Origin of the sequence: Chryseobacterium turcicum, assembly GCF_021010565.1 — a bacterium.
In the GTDB taxonomy this organism is placed as follows: Bacteria; Bacteroidota; Bacteroidia; order Flavobacteriales; family Weeksellaceae; genus Chryseobacterium; species Chryseobacterium turcicum.
The window spans coordinates 1218697-1241058 of sequence record NZ_JAJNAY010000001.1 but is presented as its reverse complement, the minus strand read 5'-3'; the positions used below and the strand labels follow the sequence as shown (position 1 = coordinate 1241058).

The 22362-nt window shown below is 36.7% G+C and carries 8 protein-coding genes and 2 tRNA genes; 5 read left to right on the top strand and 5 right to left on the bottom strand.

The window, feature by feature from the left end; genetic code table 11:
• Positions 1-81 precede the first annotated feature (81 nt).
• The 5 genes from LO744_RS05725 to LO744_RS05705 all read left to right on the top strand — a co-directional run bounded on the left by LO744_RS05725 (position 82) and on the right by LO744_RS05705 (position 6599).
• Positions 82-3171 (top strand): T9SS type B sorting domain-containing protein, encoded by a 3090-nt coding sequence (locus LO744_RS05725; protein ID WP_230667727.1) that lies wholly within the window; start codon positions 82-84, stop codon positions 3169-3171.
• Between the two features lie 269 nt (positions 3172-3440).
• Positions 3441-5051: a Na+/H+ antiporter gene (locus LO744_RS05720; protein WP_230667725.1), complete on the top strand. Its 1611-nt coding sequence runs from the start codon at positions 3441-3443 to the stop codon at positions 5049-5051.
• A 205-nt stretch (positions 5052-5256) separates the two neighbouring features.
• Positions 5257-6273, top strand: a complete 1017-nt coding sequence (locus tag LO744_RS05715; protein WP_230667723.1) for a bestrophin family protein — start codon at positions 5257-5259, stop codon at positions 6271-6273.
• 145 nt (positions 6274-6418) lie between these two features.
• Positions 6419-6492: transfer RNA gene (locus tag LO744_RS05710), tRNA-Asp, on the top strand.
• Positions 6493-6525: 33 nt separating this feature from the next.
• Positions 6526-6599: transfer RNA gene (locus LO744_RS05705), tRNA-Asp, on the top strand.
• 240 nt (positions 6600-6839) lie between these two features.
• Here the strand turns inward: LO744_RS05705 and LO744_RS05700 are convergent.
• From LO744_RS05700 to LO744_RS05680, 5 genes are all read right to left on the bottom strand, one after another.
• On the bottom strand, positions 6840-7547 hold the full coding sequence (locus LO744_RS05700) for a hypothetical protein (RefSeq protein ID WP_230667721.1): 708 nt from the start codon (positions 7545-7547) through the stop codon (positions 6840-6842).
• 2 nt (positions 7548-7549) lie between these two features.
• Positions 7550-8557 (bottom strand): hypothetical protein, encoded by a 1008-nt coding sequence (locus LO744_RS05695; protein ID WP_230667719.1) that lies wholly within the window; start codon positions 8555-8557, stop codon positions 7550-7552.
• Between the two features lie 19 nt (positions 8558-8576).
• Entirely contained in the window at positions 8577-14786 is a 6210-nt protein-coding gene (locus tag LO744_RS05690; RefSeq protein WP_230667717.1) for a hypothetical protein, read from the bottom strand.
• A 15-nt stretch (positions 14787-14801) separates the two neighbouring features.
• Positions 14802-21656 (bottom strand): hypothetical protein, encoded by a 6855-nt coding sequence (locus LO744_RS05685; RefSeq protein WP_230667715.1) that lies wholly within the window; start codon positions 21654-21656, stop codon positions 14802-14804.
• Between the two features lie 96 nt (positions 21657-21752).
• Positions 21753-22361, bottom strand: coding sequence for a hypothetical protein (locus LO744_RS05680; protein ID WP_230667713.1), 609 nt, complete (start codon positions 22359-22361; stop codon positions 21753-21755).
• Position 22362 lies beyond the last annotated feature (1 nt).

The following is a 22362-nucleotide window of genomic DNA, read 5'->3' as shown; positions in this document are numbered from 1 at the left end:
TTTAATAAGCAATATTACCGAAAGGAGCTATTTTCTGAAAACAGCTGTTCATCGGTTTAAATTTAATTTACCTTATAATTTATGAAAAGAATACTATTAATAGTGATGCTGTTTTTCTTCTCGATTTCTATTTGGGCACAAAGAGATACAGATCATTGGTTTGCACCAATGGCAGCGAGTTCCATTAATGGATCTCCAAAGCACGCATTATATTTATCAACAGATAGTACAGTGCCATTTCCTGTCACGATTTACAATAATAATATTGCAATTGGTACAGTAACCATCAGCAAAGGAAGTCCACAGTCTTTTGATGTTCCTTTAAATGTAATGGTGGGACAAAATGCATCTGATGCCATGAGTGTAAAAACCAGAGGGCTCTACCTTCATGGTGACCTGCCTTATTTTGCAACTTATCGATTTTCTGAAATTAACCATGGAGAAATTTTAACTTCCAAAGGAAAAGCAGGAATAGGAACAAAGTTTCATGCCGTTTATGCCCCGTTGATGAACAACCAAATTAGCCAAAACTTTACGGTTGGTATTTTGGCTACAGAAGACAATACGCAGGTAAAAGTTTCAGGGTATGCAATGATGACATGGTTTTACAATAACTTTAATGGGCTTACTCACCCTTCTATTACGATTACCCTGAATAAAGGGCAGTCATATATATTTGCGGGATATGCCAACAGACCAGGAAACAAAGATGGCTTCATCGGAGCTAAAATAGAAGCTACAAAACCAGTATCTGTTACCAACGGAAACTTTCATGGTCAGTTTGGTCTTACCCCGCCTTATAATGGGGAAGATATTATTATGGATCAGTCGGTACCTGTAGAACGATTAGGAAACGAATTTGTGCTTATTAAAGGCATGGGAAATCTACTTCCTGAGATTGAAGGTGCTATGATTGTAGCTACCGAAAACAATACAGAGATTAAACTTAATAATAATCCTATTCCTGTAGCGATATTGAACGAAGGTCAGTACTACCGCGTAAGTGCGATGAACTATATGGTTAATGGGCCATCTCATCTCAATATGTACATCAAGTCAAGTAAAAATGTATATGTATACCAGCTGTTATCAGGAACTCAGGATAACGATGCAACAGAAGGATTTAATTATATACCGCCTTTAAACTGCTTTTTACCTAAAATTATTGACGAAATAGGAAAAATAGGTGAAATGCCTTATTATACAACTTTCAACCCGCCTCTTTTTGTAAAGCTGAATATTTTGACACAGACAGGAGCCACAGTGCTCGTGAGTGGAATTCCTACCACACCGGCACAAGGCCCTTTCCCTGTAACAGGAACCACAGATTGGGTATCTTATTCTATTCCTAATATTTCCGGAAATGTTACCGTAACTTCTACTAAAGCAGTAACGGCGGGTATTATCGGCGGAAGTGGTAACTTAGGATACGGAGGATATTTTGCAGGATTTAATTCGGTCCCGGTAATTAAAAAAACTTCAGGAGACTGTATTCCTGGGATTGTATTGGAAGTACAAGGTGGTTTTGCGCAATACCAATGGAACCTTAACGGAAACCCAATTCCTGGAGCCAATTTAAATACCTATACACCAACCCAGCCCGGAAACTATACTGTATCTATCACCGAGGGAACTTGTGTGCCGCTTACAACATATCCTTTTAAAGTGTATAGCTGTTTAGCCAATACAGTAAAACCATTAAATATTTGTGCAGCAGGTACTCCTACCACGATTACTCCTGCATTTACAAACTCGTTGCAAATTCCGGTACCCAATACAGTTCAGATTATTACGCCACCGGCAAATGGAACGTTAACAGTCAATACCACTACTGGAGTATTAACTTATACAGCCAATGCCGGAACCACTACAGATACTTTCACTTATAAATTTTGCGGAAACAATCCCGATTTTACAGATTGTGAGCAGGTAAAAGTAAATGTAACAGTAGCGCCTTTAGTGCTTACAGATACTACCATAAGTGCTTGTAACATCAATGCATCTGGTATTTTTGATTTAACAACGGCTAATGTAGGTGCACCCGCAACAGCTACTCAAAATTACTACCCTACCCTGGCAGATTTAAATGCAAATACTGCAGAGATTATTCCTGCAAATGCTTATTCAACAACAGCACCGACTACCGTTTATGTAAAAGTAACGACCGTAGACGGATGTATAGCCAATGCGAAAATTACGCTGACTTATTACCCAAGAATAAATATACTTGAAGGGGCTCTTACCGAATGTTTTAATGAAAACAATCCTAATACGGGAACTTTTAATTTAGCCTTAGCCAATGTTACCACCACTATTCCTGTAACAAAAAATTATTATCATACATTGAATGATGCGCAGAATGGTATCAATGAAATCATCCCTTCGAATGCATTTGTTTCTCCTAATGCCATAGTGTATGTTAAAATAACAACAGTCAATGGATGTTTTGATTTTGCTAAAATAGTCCTGAAAGTTATCCCTCCAAAACCGTCTTCTGTTTTGGTTGACCAAATAATTTGCCCTGAAGGTAGCACCACATTAGATGCAGGACCAGGATATAATTCTTATTTATGGAGCACAGGTGCAACCACGCAGACCATACAAAATGTACTGGTAGGAGATTATTGGGTAATCTTAGAATTTGACGGCTGTAAAACGAAACAGTTTGTGAAAGTACATCCTTTTCCTATTCCAAAAATTAAAAAAATAAATATTAGTAATAATACAGCAACCATAATTGCTGAGGGTGGAAACTCTCCTTATCAATATTCTAGAGATGGGTTTTTCTGGCAAGACTCTAATGTATTCACAAATTTACCTCGAGGTAAAAATATATTTTATGTGAAAGATATTAATGGTTGTGCTTCTGTTCAGGCTCAGATTACAGTACCTAACCTTGTGAATGCAATTACGCCCAACGGAGACGGTAGAAATGACAATTTAGATTATTCAGCATTAGCATATCTTAAAGATTTAAAAATTTCAATCTTCAACAGATATGGTCATATGATGTATTCTTCTGATATAGATAAAACTTACAAATGGGACGGGAAAATTGGAGGAACTCCTATAAGCACCGGAACATATTGGTACGAAATAAAATGGATAGAGCCAGAAACTCAGGTTGCCGTAATGTATGCCGATTGGATTTTGGTAAAAAACAGAGAATAATACAGTAGTAGTAGTATTGTGGATTAATGAAGAGGGAATAATTTGTTTTGAGGCTGTCTTTTGAGAAAAGGCAGCCTCTTTTTTTATCCTTTTTTTAATGTCTAAATCTTGGATGTAAAATTTAAAGCAGTGAAATAAATTTCACTGCTTTTTTTGTATTATTACTATCTTATTTCAAATAAATTTAAAAATTGACAATTGTATTTGGGTGATTACTATTAAAAATAATAAATTCGCTCATATTATTTACACAAATTGAAAAAATAAAAATGCACCATTCTATATTATTGGTCTTAGGACTTTTGTTTTCCGTCTTTATGCTGGTTATGTTGGCTCAGCGTATCAAAATTGCGTATCCTATTTTTCTCGTTATTGCGGGGCTGGGAATCAGTTTTATTCCAGGAATTCCACACGTAGGTTTAGACCCTGAAATCATATTTTTGATATTTTTGCCCCCATTATTATACGAAGCTGCTTGGTACACTTCATGGACAGATTTTTGGAAATGGAAACGCCCAATCGGCTTACTGGCTTTTGGGTTGGTATTTTTCACGTCAACCATTGTAGCATACTTCACCTCCTCTTTTATTCCCGGATTCACCCTTGCCTTAGGATTTCTTTTGGGTGGAATTATTTCTCCGCCGGATGCAGTAGCAGCAGCAACTGTTTTAAAAGGAATGGGCGTTCCAAAAAGGCTAATGACGATTTTGGAAGGTGAAAGTTTAGTGAATGACGCTTCTTCATTAATCGTTTTTAAATTTGCTTTACTTGCCGTCATTACCGGAACTTTTTCAATGCAGGAAGCAACGGGTCAGTTTTTCTTAGTGGCTGGAATGGGAATTGTGGTTGGGCTTGTCGGAGCGCATATTATGTATGTCATTCATCGCTTTTTGCCCACAACTCCGGCAATTGACGCAGCTCTTACGGTAATGACACCTTATATTTTATTTTTGGCAGCAGAACAGTTTCATTTTTCGGGAGTGATGGCAGTTGTTACAGGTGGATTATTTATTTCATGGCGTTCTCACGAAATATTTAAAACAGGAAGCACAAGATTAAATATGCTTGGAGTTTGGACGACGCTTATTTTTGTGATGAATGCGGTTGTTTTCGTATTGATAGGATTAGAACTTCCTCAAATCATTGAATCTCTGGGAAAATATTCAGTTTGGCAAGGTGTAAAGTACGGAGCAATCGTAAGTTTAATCATTATTGTACTAAGATTTTTGTGGGTTTTTCCTATTGCACATATTCCAAGATGGTTGAGCTCAAAAGCAAGACAAGACCCTTCTCCAGGCTGGAAAGGCCCCGTAGTAATCAGTTGGGCTGGGATGAGAGGTGTTGTTTCATTGGCAACTGCACTTTCAATTCCGTTTTATCTGGATGACAAAGGAACCCTTTTTCCAGAACGAAACCTTATTATTTTTATCACTTTCGTCGTAATATTCATTACTCTGGTTTTTCAGGGATTGACTTTGCCTTTTATTATTAAATTAATTAAACTTAAAGAAATTGATGACATTCTCCCTGAAGAAGAGCAAAAAACAGGAATTCAACTGATTTTAGACAATACAGCTCTCAAAATAGTGAACGAAAAATCTTCGGACGATTTAATGAATAACGAATTGGTTAATTTTTATAAATCTAATTTGGAAGCCGATATCAACGTCGCCAGTAAACGACTGGAATCTTTAGAATGTGACGAAATAAAACATCAGGAAATTGAAAAATATCATCAGTTGCTTTTGGATATTTACACCATTCAAAGAAAAGAACTATTCAAAATGAGAAAAGAAAGACTTTTTTCAGATGAAGAAATCCGTAAAGCCGAGCTCCAATTAGATTTAAATGAATTAAAAATCACTGGCGGAGGTCATTAATTTATTCGAAATTGGAAGGGTGGTATTTTTTTTAACCGCAAAAGCACCAAAAGATTTTATGATGGAATTAGTTATTCAAAAGCTAACAAAACAAGCAATAAAAGAAAATTTTACATTTTGAAAACTTTTAAATTTCTCTTTTTCAATCATTTCTTTTAATTCTTTTGCAGTAAAAAAATACAAATTCAATTAATTTATAAAAAACATGAATACAAATTCTCATTATAAACTTCAACATTTTATTCCCTGGACGCGGGCTAAAATTTACAAAATGCTTGTTTTAAGTATAATTCCTACCCTTGCATTTTATTTTTTAGAATTAAACTGGCTTGCGATTCCTTGGGTTCCTATAGCCTTATTGGGAACAGCAACCGCTTTCATTTCAGGGTTTAAAAATACACAAACCTACAATCGAACTTGGGAGGCAAGGCAAATTTATGGCGCCATCATCAACAGCAGTCGTGCATTCGGAATTATGGTGAAAGATTTTGTGAGAAATAGTGATAAACTCGAAGAATCTAAACTTCATACCGAAATTATTTACCGTCATTTTGCATGGCTTACTGCTTTGAGATTTCAGCTGAGAGAAACCAAAAGCTGGGAAAATGTAAAAGTAAGAAGCTACTACAAAGAATATCTGAAATATTACAAAGTTCCGGAGTGGGAAAGCGATTTATCTGAAGAGCTTAAACCTTTTCTTTCCGAAAAAGAATTGGCTTATATTTTATCTACCAAAAACAGAGCAACACAAATTATCGCCACACAGTCGGAACATTTGAGAACACTTAATGAAAAAGGCTTTATATCAGATTACAATTATGTGGCTTTAGAAAATCAGTTGAAAGACCTTTATGACCAGCAAGGAAAATGCGAGCGAATTAAAAACTTTCCGTACCCAAGACAGTTTACAAGCATCAATTTATATTTTACCAATATGCTGTGTTTCTTATTGCCATTTGGCTTTTTAGGAGAGTTTTCTAAAATGATTGAAAAATTTGGAGAGCCTATTATCTGGCTTACCGTTCCTTTTAGTGTTTTGATAGGCTGGGTTTTCCTTGTTTTAGAACAAATTGGTGAAAGCACCGAAAATCCTTTTGAAGGAAACCCCAATGATGTTCCGATTACCCAAATCACCAGAAACATTGAGATTGATTTAAGAGAAATGCTTGGGGAAACGAGCCTTCCACCAGCATTGCAACCTATCAATAATATTTTAATGTAATCTTAATTTAAAAATAATACAGTTGATACTCTGCAATTTACCATTAATTCTAACAAAATTAATAATTATAGTTTGCAGATAATGAAAAAAGCTATATATTTGCAACCACAATAACAGAGGATAATTCTTCTAGGCATTGCAAAAAGATCCGGTAGTTCAGCTGGTTAGAATGCCGCCCTGTCACGGCGGAGGTCGCGGGTTCGAGTCCCGTCCGGATCGCATAAGTTTTACAATTTTAACTTTAAAAAAATTGATCCGGTAGTTCAGCTGGTTAGAATGCCGCCCTGTCACGGCGGAGGTCGCGGGTTCGAGTCCCGTCCGGATCGCATAAAAGCTTTAAAACATATGTTTTAAAGCTTTTTTTCTATTCAGATTATCAAAACTTTTTGCCTAGTCCCGAGGTTTTGGCATTGAGCCCAAATTTAGCTATTTTATTTTTTATGTGAAGGAATAACAATATACTAATGAAAATAGGTGCTGTGTAAGATTTGGATTTGATTTTAAATCATGCTAAAAAGAAAAAGACTGTCCCGAAAGACAGCCTCTTTTGTTTTTAAAAGAATTTATTATAACTGAGCCTGGCTGCTAACCAGAATCTGAACATCATTGCTTTTGATAAGGCTTCCGTTACCTACACGCAAGGAATCTAATTTAAAAGTTGAATAATAAGTAGTTGGTAATTTAAACCAGAGATAAACATGAGAGTCTGAGCCTACATATTGTCCCGCCGTAATGGCTGTAGAATTTAAAATTCCGGTTTTATGACTAGTGATATTTGATATTGGTGCATAACAATAGCCTACCCAGGTAACATCAATGATATCAGCTGATCCATAAGCATAACCTGAAGCTTTTAAATGATACATTGCGCGGTCTGTATTAACTTTATAGGGAAGCTTGATATGAAAAATATCTGTACCACTCTGAGTTTCTGTAAAATACTTGGCGATTCCTTCCCTTGTACTCCCTACATCAGTAGAACCTTCTAAGTCTAATACAATATTTCCGGTCTGTCCGTTTACACTTTGTACCAGACTATTGGGAATTCCCATATTATTTCTGATGTCCTGAAGAGAAATTTGTGCAACAATAGCATTATCCATTCCTCTAAGTCTCAAATAACCATTTTCCGTATTGATATTATTGGTTATTCTTGCGAGCTGGGGACCATCTAGATGGGCATAACTTTCCAGAAAGTCTGCAAAATTATTTTGGGTAGGCCTTTTTCCAGTTTTGAAATATTCTTTTAATTCTGATATTAATTTCTTGGGCATAACTATATATTTATGTGTGATTTAAGTTGTTTAATTTCGTTGTTTTGTGAAATTGCATATAAGGTGAGTTCTTCGATTTTCTGAAGCAATTTCATTTGAAAATCTCCTAATGCTAATCCATCCTGTGTCATTTTATCACCCGACGGAATTTCTGGTAAGTGTTTGTTTTCTTTGATAAATGCTTCAAGCTCATTCAGAGTCATCATCGAATAATCTTCTCTGATGGATGAGTAATTATCATAATATTTCTGGAAAACATAATCTGCAGGTACATTCATATCAAGAATAAGATCTTCTGCATGTATTTTTCCTTTTACGGTAAGTTTCTGATCGGGATTTTGGGTTCCGATACCAACATTTCCCGTTGAACCATGAACTCTGATTCTTTCGGTATTATTTGTTCCAATTACAATATGATTATTGAGTGGAGTTTTAATCACCCCTACACCTTGACCGTCTCTGGTATAAGACATTTCAAGAACATTGATTCCCAGTTGATTGACAATAAACCCAGAAGTGTTTGAAGAATTTATAGCACTATCGGTAATTCTCGAAGTCACAAATCCGTTGACGTCAAGTTTTGTTTGAGGATTTTCAATGCCAATTCCAACATTGCCATTAGGTTCGGCTGCTATAATTTTTCTCCATGCTTGAGTAGCATCATTTGATGTTTTTCTGTACCATAAATCTTGGTCAAAAAAACTTCCTGCAACCTGCATTGCATAATTATTATTAATATTGGAGTGCCTAACATCTAAGAGATGCCACCAAGAAGTTGCTCCTGCAGGATAATTGATTGGGTTAGATGTTTGATAAAAACCACTTCTTAGACCTTCTCCTGATCCACCGGCATCTTCTCTGTTTATCGTATTTGTACCTCCCTCACCGTATGCTAAATCTGACACATCAAGATGTATATAGCTATCCAATAAATCTCCAAACTGGTTTTCCGTAGGTCGTTTTCCTGCTTGGAAATAGTTTTTTAGTTCTGATTTTGTTCTTTTTGCCATAATTTTAAATTTAAAATAATTAAGGTCTGATGATAAATGTTCCCTGAGTAATCATTCCATCTATTCCGTCTGATGAGATACCTCCGATGTCTGACCAGGTTTCTTTTTTATAAATGGTAAGAATTTTTTCCTGCGTGCTAAACATATTGGATGTATTTTGAGCGACTAGTTTAAAGTGATGATACAGTATATTTCCATCAGCATCTTTAATCAGCATCGGATCCAGATTCACTTTTTCCAACGGTAAGTAGAACTTATTGGCCGTCAAATCAAATTTCTCCTGAACTACCCAACCTTCAGTGTTGCTTGTAGCATTAGTTTCAAGAAGAGATAGATATGCTTTAGAACCATCTTTGGTATCTGTATTAATCTTTGCAATTTCTTTCCAGTTTCCTTGGTTGCTTAATTTATACAATTGGTATTTTCCTTTGTAACAAATCTGATCCCAAGATAAGATCACCCAATTGATAGTATCTGAATCTACAGCTACAGGCTCCGAGTGATAATTCAGTTCAGGAGTTGGCGGATTATAGTTTTCTATCAATGTACTTACCACAACCTTTGAAGGCATCGATGGGGCCTCTTCCACAACTACTTTCGTTGCAGGAGGTGATACATTATAATCTGTAGTAGAATATTCTACTTTTCTGGTGACAACGATACGGTAGAATAAAAGGTCTCCATAAGGGTGGTCTTCCAGATCTTCAAATTCGTCATATAGAACCCAGGTTCCGTTTCCTTCGTCTATTTGTACATCAGCAATATCAACAGTTTTAACATGATTCATACTTAAAATAGAATCAGCATCCAGCTTGTTGGTGGATCTGTAAAGCGAAACTTTGGTGATCTGCTGTACTTCAGGATAAGGATTAACTTCTATCTTTACTTTAGCGCTAATTCCTAGTGTTGCGTTATCTACTACAGGTAAAAGACTCATGATCTTTGGTGGTTCGGCCGGATGAGTATTAACCAGTTTAATTGGTCCTGCGAACTCACTGAATTCTCCCATTTGCATTTGGTTTCCAAGTTCTCTTACCCCATAAAAATAGAAGTTATCTGAAGCTCCGTCAAGCGTAAAATCCGTAAACAATGTTGTATGAGCAGGAGCTTGACTATAAATCGCAGCCATCGGAGCCATATCAAAATCTGTATGTGTAGGCGGTAATAAATAACCGTTTGTATCTCTTATGTTCTGCTTTTTGTTTTTTGGACGGTGTCCCGTAACCGTCGAAACGTTCAAATGCTTAATGTGCTGATAAATCACCGGAACTTCCGTAAGTGGCAAGAAGCAATTTGATAATCTTTCTTTGACAAAACTTCCGAAGTTTAAAGGGCCGGAAACATTTGGAACAGGGTTAATCACAAGTTCATTGAATTTAATATTTCCTCTGTCAGCAATAGTTAATGGCTGGCTGTAATTCAAATTGCTAGGTGAAAGCTCATAATAACTGTTATGCTCTTCAATAAACTCATTAATGACACTGAATAAGTGCGCACTATCTGGAAGTGGCAATACATACGGTGTAGCTGATGTTAATGGGAAACCAAGAAATTCCGGCGAATTTAAAATAAAATTAAAATCCATGAAGTTCATCCATCGGTCATTGAAGTATTCTTCTTCATTTCCTCCCAGTTCGTTAAGTGCAGCCTTAATTTCCAAAATCGTTTCAGGTTCGTACAACGATGCTAAAAGCAAACTGTTGTTGGCTCTGAAAAACTGTACAGAATAGGGTTTATGAATGTACTCCGTTAAAATGCTATAGGTCGATTTACCAAATTTATCAGGTCTTGTCGCATATTTCGATCCGGTAGGCTTTTTAGGCTGTTCAGGTTCAATAATTCTCTGGGCAAACATGACTGTCGGCACACTGAATTTAGATTTATATTTATTTCCCTGCGGATCAAAATTATCATTATCAACACTTTTGAAGCCGAAGATAGAATATCTTACATCTTCATCTGCTGCAGGTAAAACTACGTCTTCAACAAAACCACTCGGATCATTTTCGTGTAAATAGACTTTATAAGAAGGGTAATAATTTACACGAGTATTCCTCGAAATATATGGATCTGTAAGGCTTCCGGGAAATAATTGTGTCCCAGTATCTAAAATAGGTTCAAAGTTTACATCTTCACGGATGGTGAAATTTTCATCGTAGAAATATACTACCAAATCTTCCGTTGTACTCCCAATATTCTCAGTACGTACTACTTTAAAAATAGATCTTGAATCAATCGGAAAACCTCTGTTATAATTTCCTACTGTGAAAAGCCTCACAATACCATTAAACCATTCTACTGAATGCGAATTGTTAGAAACCTGCGGATGCTGCGCCATTTTGAAGCCCGGGAATGTTATTTTATAAACTCCCTGATGTACTTTAGGATAATTATCTGGAAAATTAATAACGGTTCCCTGGCTGTTTTGATATTTCTCAATTTTCTCATAAAACTTCTGTACAAGTGTATTTTTCCAGATTCCTCTGCTTTTTTCCAAATATCTTTGTGGAACTCCGCTAGATTGAGGCATATTGATGATCTCTCTGTTGATTGTCCAATCGCTGCTTCCAATCTGTACTTTAAGTGAATTAGGGTTTTTCACTCCCCAAGTCGATGTATTCTGCATATTTTCGGTCACATTGAATAAACCTTCTGTTCCAGGATTGATGACAGGAAGTGTCAGACTAGATTGGTTAATCAAAGGTGTCGTACCTGCAATAATAGCATCACTTGCGGCTTTTTTAAATACCGTAAATGTAAGACCCAAAGATTCTTCAACGATTTCATGAATGATGTAGCTGTCAGAATTCATCAGGAAGATACCTCCGATAAAATCATTTGCTGTAGTTCCTGCAGGGAATTCTGAATACAGTACTGTTGGTGTACCCGAATTTTGCTGATTTGGATTTGGGTTGGCATTCGGATTCGGATTGGCTCCTGTACTCACCAGTGGCAGATCTTTGGTTTTAATAATAACCAATAGCTGATTGGAAGGGTGCTGAATCACATCATACGCTCTTGCCGAAATGATTTTAGGGGTATAGTTCCTATAGAAAATTTCCACCTCGTCTGCAAACACTTCCTTGTTATCAGGGAAAAGAGAATTAGGGTCTGAAATATATTCAGTATTAGATATAACCGAATCAAAAGGAATGGAATATCCCACCTGATCCTGATAAATATGATAATCGAATGTAAGTCTTGCTAATGTTTTATCTGTTCCGGGAATCGAATTTAATCGTCCTTGTTCGTTCTGAGTGGTGAACGTGAGCGGAAATTCTTTCTGAATATTAAAAGCTGTGGCTCCGGAAGGGGGCAGCAATTTATTGAAAGGTTTAATTTCTGTTACGATAGACAACTCGCTTTGGCCATGCTGCGCTCTTGAAAACCAGTTAATTCCATATCCTTTATAGAAATAAGTTCCTGTTTTGTCTTGCTTATGCATGTACAACGGAGTATTAGAATCCGGGATTTGTATCGGTAAAGTTTCCTGCTTTTCTACCTGTGTACTGACTGTAGAATCAAGGTTGAAATACTGGGTATCATGACAAAGTTCCGGCTTTTTCCAGATGTAATTATCATTCTGTCCGAGCTCTACCAATCTGTGTTCGAGACCTGCATAAACGGGTGTTGTAAACTGTGATGCATCATACGGCATTGAAGTTGAGAAAAACGAAGGGTTCAGCTCGTTTTCAGGAACTTGATAATTATAAATTCCAATGTAACGGTATTTACCATCGTGCGAAAATCCTTCACTGTTGTATAAGTTCGAGGAATTCTGGTTATTCGAATCCATACCTTTTGTAAGCTTCATTAAATCTACCGGTAAGCTTAGTCTTTCAATTTCAGTAGAAACCGGAAGCGACATCGATAACAGCTGATATGATTTATCAGAAGTATTCATATCTAAATTCTTATTGGTAAAATATTCTGCGATATAGATGAACTCCTGATCAAAGGCATCATCTTTAATATCAAGATGCCCTAATCCCAACATTCTCGCAACGTGATAGTCTAATGAGGCAATATTCAAAATGTCTAAATTAGAAATCTGCGTCGCACCATCCTGAACAGGATCTGTAGAAATATTCACGAATGGGTCTGAATCAGTCGGAGCAAAATTAAAATTAATGGTTTCGTACGCTTTAGGATTCGGCTGTGCATCACTTAATGAAAGATAGTTTGTTACAACAGTTTGAATATCCTTATCCAGCGGTCCTGTAGAAGGGTGCTCCCATTTTGTTTTATAATTTTCTGTGTTGACATAAGCGCTATCGTTATACCTTAGCCATGATCCATGTACCGGGTTGGTTTCAGGAAGCGGATCAAGTCTTTTATGAGCAGTTTCTGTATCGGACGTTAATGCAAAATTTCCGATGTGCTTCCAAGCCTGCTCTTCATTTCTTGCGATAATGAAATCTGAATAAAATTCAAAATCAATAGCTGAAACATAAGAGTTTCCGGCTCTGAACCGTATTGTTTTTCCGTTTTCGGCAGTAAAATGATTTTGAGCAACATCATAGCCATAGCTTTGTTTTCTATAGGTAAGAGATTGCTGTGAAGTATTATTTACATCACTTATAGAAAGCCCTTCCATATCTAAAACAGACTGATAATCTACATTTTCAATTCTCGTTTCTGCTGCAAAAAACAGGTCTGTCTTACATAGCACTTCGATAATTTCATTACCATAGCTTTCAATGAATTTCAAAGGATCTGTAAGAGGGTTAACGTATTGTCTTACATGACTGTAAACTTCTTTGTTTTTAAAATAAACGTAGAAAATCCTCTTATCATTATTAAACTTATACACCCAGAGTTTCTGAGAGTCATCAACCATCTGTGGCGGTTTGCTGAAACTAAGATTAAATACAGATTTCGTATACGGCGCTCTGTAAATTTTTACAAAGTCATTCGGTTTGTTATAGTTAACATTGGTTGTTGCTAAATTACCTTTCGGCAAATGGTTTTCACCCAGTTCACCTCCTAAGCTCCATCTCAGATGAATCCCTCTTGTACTGTCTTTACCTCTTGATCCGGCAGCCTGAAGATAGAAATTTGGGGTCTGAAGTCCTGAAAAATCATTAAAATCGATCACATTTCCTATTTCACATACATCTGTAAGTTCATAAGGTAAATTATTAATATCAAATGTATGCTCATGATAATCAAAATCTTGGCCCTCAAAATTGTAATTGACCGGAATTGATTGAAATTCTATAAGAGTGGGTCTGAAAAATTCGTGCGGAACGGTTTTACAGGTGTTTAAATCATGGGAAACATATCCTGAATAGTCTGTCGAATCATTAATTCCATGGAATATCGGAGAATTATTTGCAACCTGGTCAATTGCAAAGCTTTGTACGTTAATTCTTTTTACCCAATCATGCATGTAATAGTAGTTTGAGTATATAATTTCATTTCGATCATTATAGGCATAGAACGATTCATTTCCTAAAGCATATCGGGTATATTTCCCTCTGAATTGCTGATAAGAAGCTCCATATCCTTCATTGGCTTTTAAAAAGCATGGGATGTCATTGGCAACACCCGAAATCAGGACGGTTCCGTCTGTATCACGGCAGTAAACTCCGTCTAAAACAACAGGTGTGTCATCATACCAAGAGGTAAACTTAGCTTCTATTGTTCCGAATCCCACCTGAGTGGTAATGAAGACTCCTTGCTCTCTATCTTTAACGATTTCCACTCCTGATAAATAAATCATTTCCCCATAATTCGCCAAGCCTGTGATTTTGAACTCTCTTTTTCCCTGGCTATTCAAAATGATCTTGTGATACATCAGTTCACCTTTGTCTGTGATGAACATAACACCACTTTCATTTGATTTTACATTGTGAAATGCAAAATGAAACTGGTGATCATAGAAGTTGGCTATGTAAATATTCTCCTTAACAGAGATGTCATGAAAACTCCTGTGCCACAGAACATCTCCATCTTCTGTCATTCGAAGCAGAAACGGGGAATCCCCGTTTTCTACTCCTAAAATAATATAACTATTCTGAAAACTCATTACTTTTCTGAACTCAACACTTGCATCTGTAGTATAAATCTTGCTCCATACCAGATTTCCGTATTCGTCCATAACATTCACCAATCCGGAACCATTTTGATTACCGACATGGATGATGTTTTCATTTACAGAGCTTTTACAAGAATTATTAATAATAGCTTCTGAATTGTTATAATTATGATATTTAAAAAAACTCATTTTAGATTTGGTTGTTTAAAGTTGTATTTCGTTTGTTGTTACTGTAGATTCTTCTGTGTAAGCTGCTCCGTCCCAGTTTTTGTACATGAATCTGAATTTGATCTTTTTATTGCTGATTTTTTTGCTTTTATGCATCACCAGCATCTGAGAATAATCTTTTGAATAAAGAATATCAAAGTCATCATTTACATTTCCTGATCCGCTTAAGATTCTGAAGCATTCATCCATTTCAGATAAAGGAATCTTAGGATCATTAAATGGTTCCGGGTTTCTTATAAGCAATGCTACTACATCTTGTTTATTATTTACAATTTTCACAAATTCTGTATTAGTAGGCGGATTCAGCGGCTGAATGCCCAGTACTCCCTCAAAAGCTCTGTCGAAGACTTCCGAATAGGTATTTACAAGCTCTTTCAGATGATTGTTTTCCGGACCTCGTGAAACCAAGGTGTAGGCATCATCAATTTGCTTCTGCATAAGGTTTACATTAATCTGATAAACTGCATCTTTCTGATTGATCAATACATTATTATCATCATATTCTTTCAGCTTATAGCTGTTCACCTGCTCTTCAAAGTTGATGTATCTTGACGTTTTAAATACAAACTCATGAACTTTCTGGTTTTCTTCGTAAACGATAAGGTCACCGTCTTTTTGCGGAGCAAACGCAGCATCTTCATTTTCATCGAAAGCATTGTATACAATTGCTGTATATAGTTTTTCCGGTTTTAAATTGGTAAGATCTACAGAATAGCTGTATGCTTTTGGTGCGATAGGGTTTCCCAAATGAATCGTACACTGCATAGAACCGTTTTGGTTTGCCTGATTCACAAAATTGATCATCTGCTGCATTCCCAATGGTAAGGCTGGTGCATTGTCTTCTTCCCAAGTAATGCCTGTCTGCCCCGGAACGGTTTCGTGCTCGGTCCAATCGATTGGTAAAGGATAAGGAACGATTACATCTGTCACCGGATCTTTGATGACGATATTCATTGCTCCGTCGATCTTTTTCAGATTGCTTCCCGGAACAGCTTCCCACGCTTTCAACATATTGTAAACATAAGGTTTGGTAAAGAAGAGTTTAATCTTACATTCTTTATTACCGTAGAAAATAGGTTTCGCCATCAAAAGATTTCCGTCTGCATTAGGATAAGATCTCTTCATATCGATGTAAGATTTCAATGATGTGATAGGGTATTCTTCCAAATTTTTCTTTTTCGGAGGTTGAATAATATCTCCATTCTGATCTTTTAAAAATTCAATATAATCTGTATTTCTTTTCTCAAAATGCCCGATTGGCCCTGCGGTTTTAAATGCATAGAAATAATTGTAAACTGTCGAATTGCTGTCGTTAACCTCATCTTTTAGTTTAAGATTCAGACAATACACACTGTTTGGTCTCCAGATTGGCTGAACAATATTGTTGATCGCTGCAATCATATTCTGACTGTCCTGCTGCACTGCTGCCTGACTCGGAATCGTCTGCTGATATTCATAATCATTAGCCGTAATCCAACTTACCTGCTGAAGAAGAGTGAAACATTGGGTAACAGAATCATCTATATCATTACAGCCACAGTTTCCAAGTTCATAAATAATCTCAAAAATTATCTGCACAATCTGCAATGCGTCATATACTGTAGCATCATTACCAAGCAGACTTTCAAGTTTCTTGATATATTCCAGAATATATGCTTTGCCATTTAGCAATTCATAATACGGATATTGCTTGTCAAAAATTCTTATCTGATCAATAAGGATCTGGAAACACTTCCAATTGTCGCGTAGGCTCCCTTTAGGATTGGCCGCAAGACAATTATTGAGTGCATATTTAATCTCACTTAAAAACTGACAAAGTAAATCGTCTTTTGTGCAGGGTTCTATTGATGAGTCGCATCCACATTCCGGTGTGAATTTTAAATTGAGCGGTTTGTTGGTTGTTTTAGTTACCTTAATAACGACCGCTTTATTCATTTGTTCTTTAGGGTAATCGCTAGAGTAGCAGATATCAATGCCGGAAGATTTTTCGGAAATTTTTGTAATCAGCGTATTGTGTTTTACAGTCTGATTAAATAGGCTGCTAGGTAAATAAAGGAAGATCACAGAATGAAGATTAAAATCTACGAAAGGTGGTGTATTTCCTGTTACCTGAGTATAAGTAGACTCGTACTCTGCCCAATTGTTAACTACATTAGAGGATGAAAAATCTACGATTCCCGGTCCAAATAATTCATTATATTTATCTACTGTATGAAGAACATCAAAATCAAGTTCATTACACTGTGCTGTTGTACAGCCTTGGCTCTTCAGTTTATCCAATTCCTCTAGTAACTTGTCATGCATAGCCAGTTCTGATGGTGAAAGTACCACCTGCGAAACTTCTCCCGTTGTCTGTGCGATGGCATTTGCCCAAATTTGGTCAATCTGAGCATTAATCGCATCAATCTGAGCCTGATTCGGGTGATGTGGAATAATTTCAATTTTACTTACAAACTGATTATTAAAGTCTGAAGCTGAATACGTAATTTCTCCGGCTGCAAGTTCATCCTTTGTTTTTGTAACTTCAGTAATTACCTCATAGGTCTGATAAATCAAATTTGAATACACATCTTTGTAATAGATAATCGTTACATCGCTAGCCAGTGTAGAAAGCGTCAGGTTTACCTTTCCTGAAGTTTCAGGCAGAATGACAACCATCGTATTTCCGTTTGTAATCTTTAATGACTTGGTATATCCATGAGGATTTGAAGCATTGGAAACACTCATATAATTATTACTCGTCACATTTCCTAAAAGATTGTAATAAGCGCCGTTGATGAATTCATTAGGATACATCGTCGGTTGGTAATATATGGTACCTACTGTCTTATCCAATACATTTGAGTGATGCCATTCTTCGGTATAATTGGTACAGAATAAGGTAGAAGCCGTGATGCCGTACTGCTCAGGAATAAACCATCCCGGCTGACCGCCATCGAGGAAGGAGAACGGAGTTGTTCCTAAAATTCTGATGGTGTCGTACTTCTCGTTTGTTTTTTGCCAGAAACCGATTTTGAAATCATCAATTCCTGAAATATTGGAAGCCTGCGCATTACTAAGAACAGCTCTGTAAGGATTATACTCTTTCCAGTCTCCGCTGTCATCTATAATGTTGATGATTACATCTTCTACCGAATACTTATGCTTTACCTGACGAATTACATGACCTCCCGGCTGTACTTTTTCAGGCGGTATTAAATCTAAGAATCCGTTGGCTCCAGTTGTATGTCCTCCAATTTTTTTGTCGGATTGTTCTGTCGGAACCATTCCTTTTTCAATCTTGATATCTAAATAGGTGTCTAAAGGAATGATAGGAATACTTGTACTATTTCTCACACTTAGAGGTGAAGGCATAGCATTCATCGGAAGATTTTTAAGCATAAATTCTTCGTTTGTCAGCATGTTAACTCCTTTTACGGCATCTTCTACACGGCTGTCTTTCGGATAATCGATTCCCGGAAGATCAGATTCGTATGTGATTGGTGCGATTGGTGCTGTGTCAGTATTCTTTTCCTTCTCCCATTTAATCGTTAAATGTACTTTTAAGGTAACTTTAAAGATAAATAGCTTTACCTTTAATTCAAGCTTAAATTCAGCTAAAATCAGGAACGGTTTTACAAGTTCAACCCTGAAGTAGATAGAAATGAAAAGCGATACTTTTATAATAAATAAATTAAGCTCGGCACCGCCTTCCACATAAATATATCCTCCTGTCTGAGGTCTTTCGAAACTCACTTTACCGCCTACTTCGATGGATGCCCATACTTTCAGAATAAGCAAATTAAGGTTGAAGTCGATCCTTGCACCGGCTTCAATACCTTTTGCAGCAATCATTAGATAAGCCTGAGCCTTAATGTTCATGGAATCTTTAAACAGCGCAGCGGTAATCGGTTTTTCCTTGGTTCCGAAATTGACGTACCACGGCTTTTGGTTTTTGAAGAAGAATCCCATCTGAACCTCAGCTTTGATATCGATAAATGAACCGTTGGTTCTGTTGAGCTGGAAGTTACCTCCTGCTCCGATTTCCAGTGAGTTGTCGCCTACAATTACGAAGGCATAGAATGGCGGTACCCGAGGGTCGTCCTCCGTTAAGCCCAATCTTTCACTAATAATTGTTAAACCGGCATCGATGGCAAACATACTCGGAACGGATAATAAAACCATTGCACGAAGCGAAGCCAAACGGCCGTCTAATGTCGCCAAAGAAGCTCCTGCCCCGATAGAGAAAGGAAAATCATACTGTTTTGTATGCTGCGGACCGATAAATTTCGGTAAGCGGATTCCACGTTCCGGATAGACATAATAATCGTACCAGCTATCATCCTGATCCATATTGATAGCACTCTTATGTGCAATGTATCGGTATCCTAAAAGTCCCCTAAATCCGAAGATCCCGAATGATCCCATTGGAATCACAAAAGGAAATTCTACCTGAGCATCAATAAAAAATCCAGGATATTTCGGGTCGAATGCCATCTCCGCAGAACCATAAATATTCATCTTTGGCAACTGAATCGCAACTTTACCTCTGTATTCCGTAGAAACCCCAGGCTCAGGAATCGTCAAAGAACCATTAATGATAGCCATTGCCGATTCAGGATTTGCCGATCCAGGAATAACTAAGTCTACTTCCAAAGTTGAAATGTGGAAATAATCGTCGCTGTCTCCATTGAATTCATCATTGTCATTGGTATAATAATATTTTACACCATTTCCTCTCACATCAAGTCCTAACGGATTTACGTTAATTCCTCCATCGAAACCAATGTAGTTGTAGCTACGCATGACACCATTTCTCAATCTTTGGATGGTACCCATGTGTATGGCTGTAACGCTCATAGTAACCGGACCGATATTCAGGTTGATATTAATCGGAATGACAGAGTTTCCTCCTGCAATCTCGAATTTACCGTTAGCATAATAGCGTATTGCGGGTAGGTCGATTCCATCTTCTCCTAATAGCTTTGCACCGAAAGAACCGGTAGGGAAAGTAATTTTGGTATCAGCTTCAATATAGAAGTTATCTTCTTTTTTTCCGATCTCAATACTCTGTAATTTGAAATTAAGAATATCAAAAAGGTTCATTGTAAGACTTGGATGAAATGCTGCAGAAAGCTTAAAGTTCTCTTTGCTTTCCCATTCTCCGACTACATCGATGAGAAGGTCTCCACTGTCTTCACCCTTAAATTTCCTGATCTTTAAAGCTGCACGTAGCGACGAATGCACAACCTGACCATGGTGGAAATCGATATCGAAATGGCTGAAGCCAAGTTTCCATGCTTTTTCAGGATCTTTTCCTAAATCAAACCATAAAGTACGCTTCTCGATATCAGCAAGTTCTTCAATATTTAAGCTGCTGATGAATTGATAATATTCATCTTCTTTTTTAAATGTTCTCTGTTCACCATCTTTAGTGGTCAATCCGAACGGATAAACAAATTTTAATTGAGACGGAGAACTTAATCCATTAATATATCCAAGGAGCTGTGTTTTTCCTGTAATCGGTTGAACGGTATTTCCGTCCATAGATTTTACCTGTAGGTTGCTATAGTTCAGATCAAAGAAATCTCCGAAATAATCAACTACATCAGTACCGCCGGTCGTGGTGTTTGCCACGGTGCTGTAGGTAGGGCGTATAGCAATGTTCCCTGATAATCCGCCGGTTCCGATCAGTAAATGATTGGCAGAAATTCCGATGGTTTGCCCGGTCTGCTGCTTTTTAAACCATTTTTTCGGAAGGAAAATCTCAGTGTATTCCATATACACTCCCATAAACTCTTTGGGTCTTCCATCGGCATCAGCTTCTGCGATATTTTCTTTCTTGCTTAAATCGATTTTCATATTATGAATATCAATCGCAAAGCCCGTGCTTCCGATCAATGCGGGAGTGCTGGTGCTTAAAGCTAAGTCCATATTATATCCGAAACCTCTTTCCGTGTCGGCATAGAAAAGAACTTCTCCGAATTCTAATAACACTTTATCACGGAATCCCTGCGTGTTTTCAGGAATAGGATCTAAAGCATTGATATGATCACGCGGATAAGCCGGAGTTAAAATACTTCTCGGGAACTCGATTGCTGCCGAAAGCATCAAAGTTGCTTTAAATTTTGGAATGATGACTTCTTTGATGAATTCATCAATATCCTGAGGAATCAGTGACTGGAAAAATTCTTTTACTTTTTTCCCTGTTTCCTGAATGTCACTCGTTAATAAATAAGTGGCAAAAGCTGCTAATGATGCATATTTGCCTGCTTTTGCATAGATGTCTTTTACGACATCAGTTACCGATGTTGCGTCTGTAGGAAGTATAAGTCCTAATTGTTGATCTTCATTCAGGTCTTTAACAAACTGCATCAGCGGGGTGATGTCCTGATTTTCAGGTTCTACGAAAGTATTGACCATATGTGCGATAGCCTGTTCTTCCGTAATATTCAGCACTCTAAGTGCGACTTCAAAGATTTGCTGAGGTTCAAAGGAAAAGTTTCCTAAACTGAACTGGCGCAGATACGCCAGGATTTTCCATTGATATTCGATCGTAATCGGAAAGGACGAAATCTGAGAATCATTTCCTGTCATATCCGGATTAAGAACTAAGGAAATACCCGTTCCCGGAATTTCGATGTCTAATCTTTTTGATACGAGGGATAAACTATAGAAAGCCGAATCTCCTTTCGGGCCTTTACTGTACTGCAAATCTTTGTAATAGATCTTGTCGAGGAGTCCAACGACTCCGTCTTTTATGAATCCCAGAATGTCTGGAATCTGGTCTGGTGTAACCACAGAGGATAACCTCGGGTAATACCTATGTGTTACCGGTGTTTGATTTGGCATATAAATTATTTTGTGTTTGGGGTATTAATAATTAAATTACTTTAATTAAGCTTAATACTATAACATTTTAACTATTTAAAATAATTAAACTTTATCCTACGGAAGTAAGTTAGCGTTTTGATAATACGGATTATTAGTTAAAAAGTCAGGGAAATAAATAGTCATTTCATTAGCACCTATTGCAAAATCATTTTCAGCAACAAATGGTGGGTAAGAACCTTTCATGGCAGATAACTCCCCATTAACTTTATAAATAAATTCATATTTATCATTTAATAAAGAATCATAGAAATATTTTTTTACATCATAATCTGCTATTCCATTGATAATATCTTCTTGCTTTTCATAAATAAGAGAATTCTCTTGATTAAATAATAGCGTAATTGAAAAGTTATCGTATATACCTGTTGCAGAAAAAAATTTTTGAACCTCTTTTTTATATATTCCTATATTTTCTAAAACACGTATTTCAAATCCATCCATTAAAGACGGATAATTATTCAAAATCTCTGAAATTATTTGTTGTTCATTAAAATTAGGGACTGTATAATAGATAACTTTTACTATCAAATTATTTTTATACTCTTCTTTCTTTTTAAGAATCCCATTCTCCTCAAAAACTTTATGAAAATTATCAACACTGCTCACCTGTTGTGAGGTAATTAATTTTTCAAATTCATTTTCAAATTTTATATTTATTGCCATT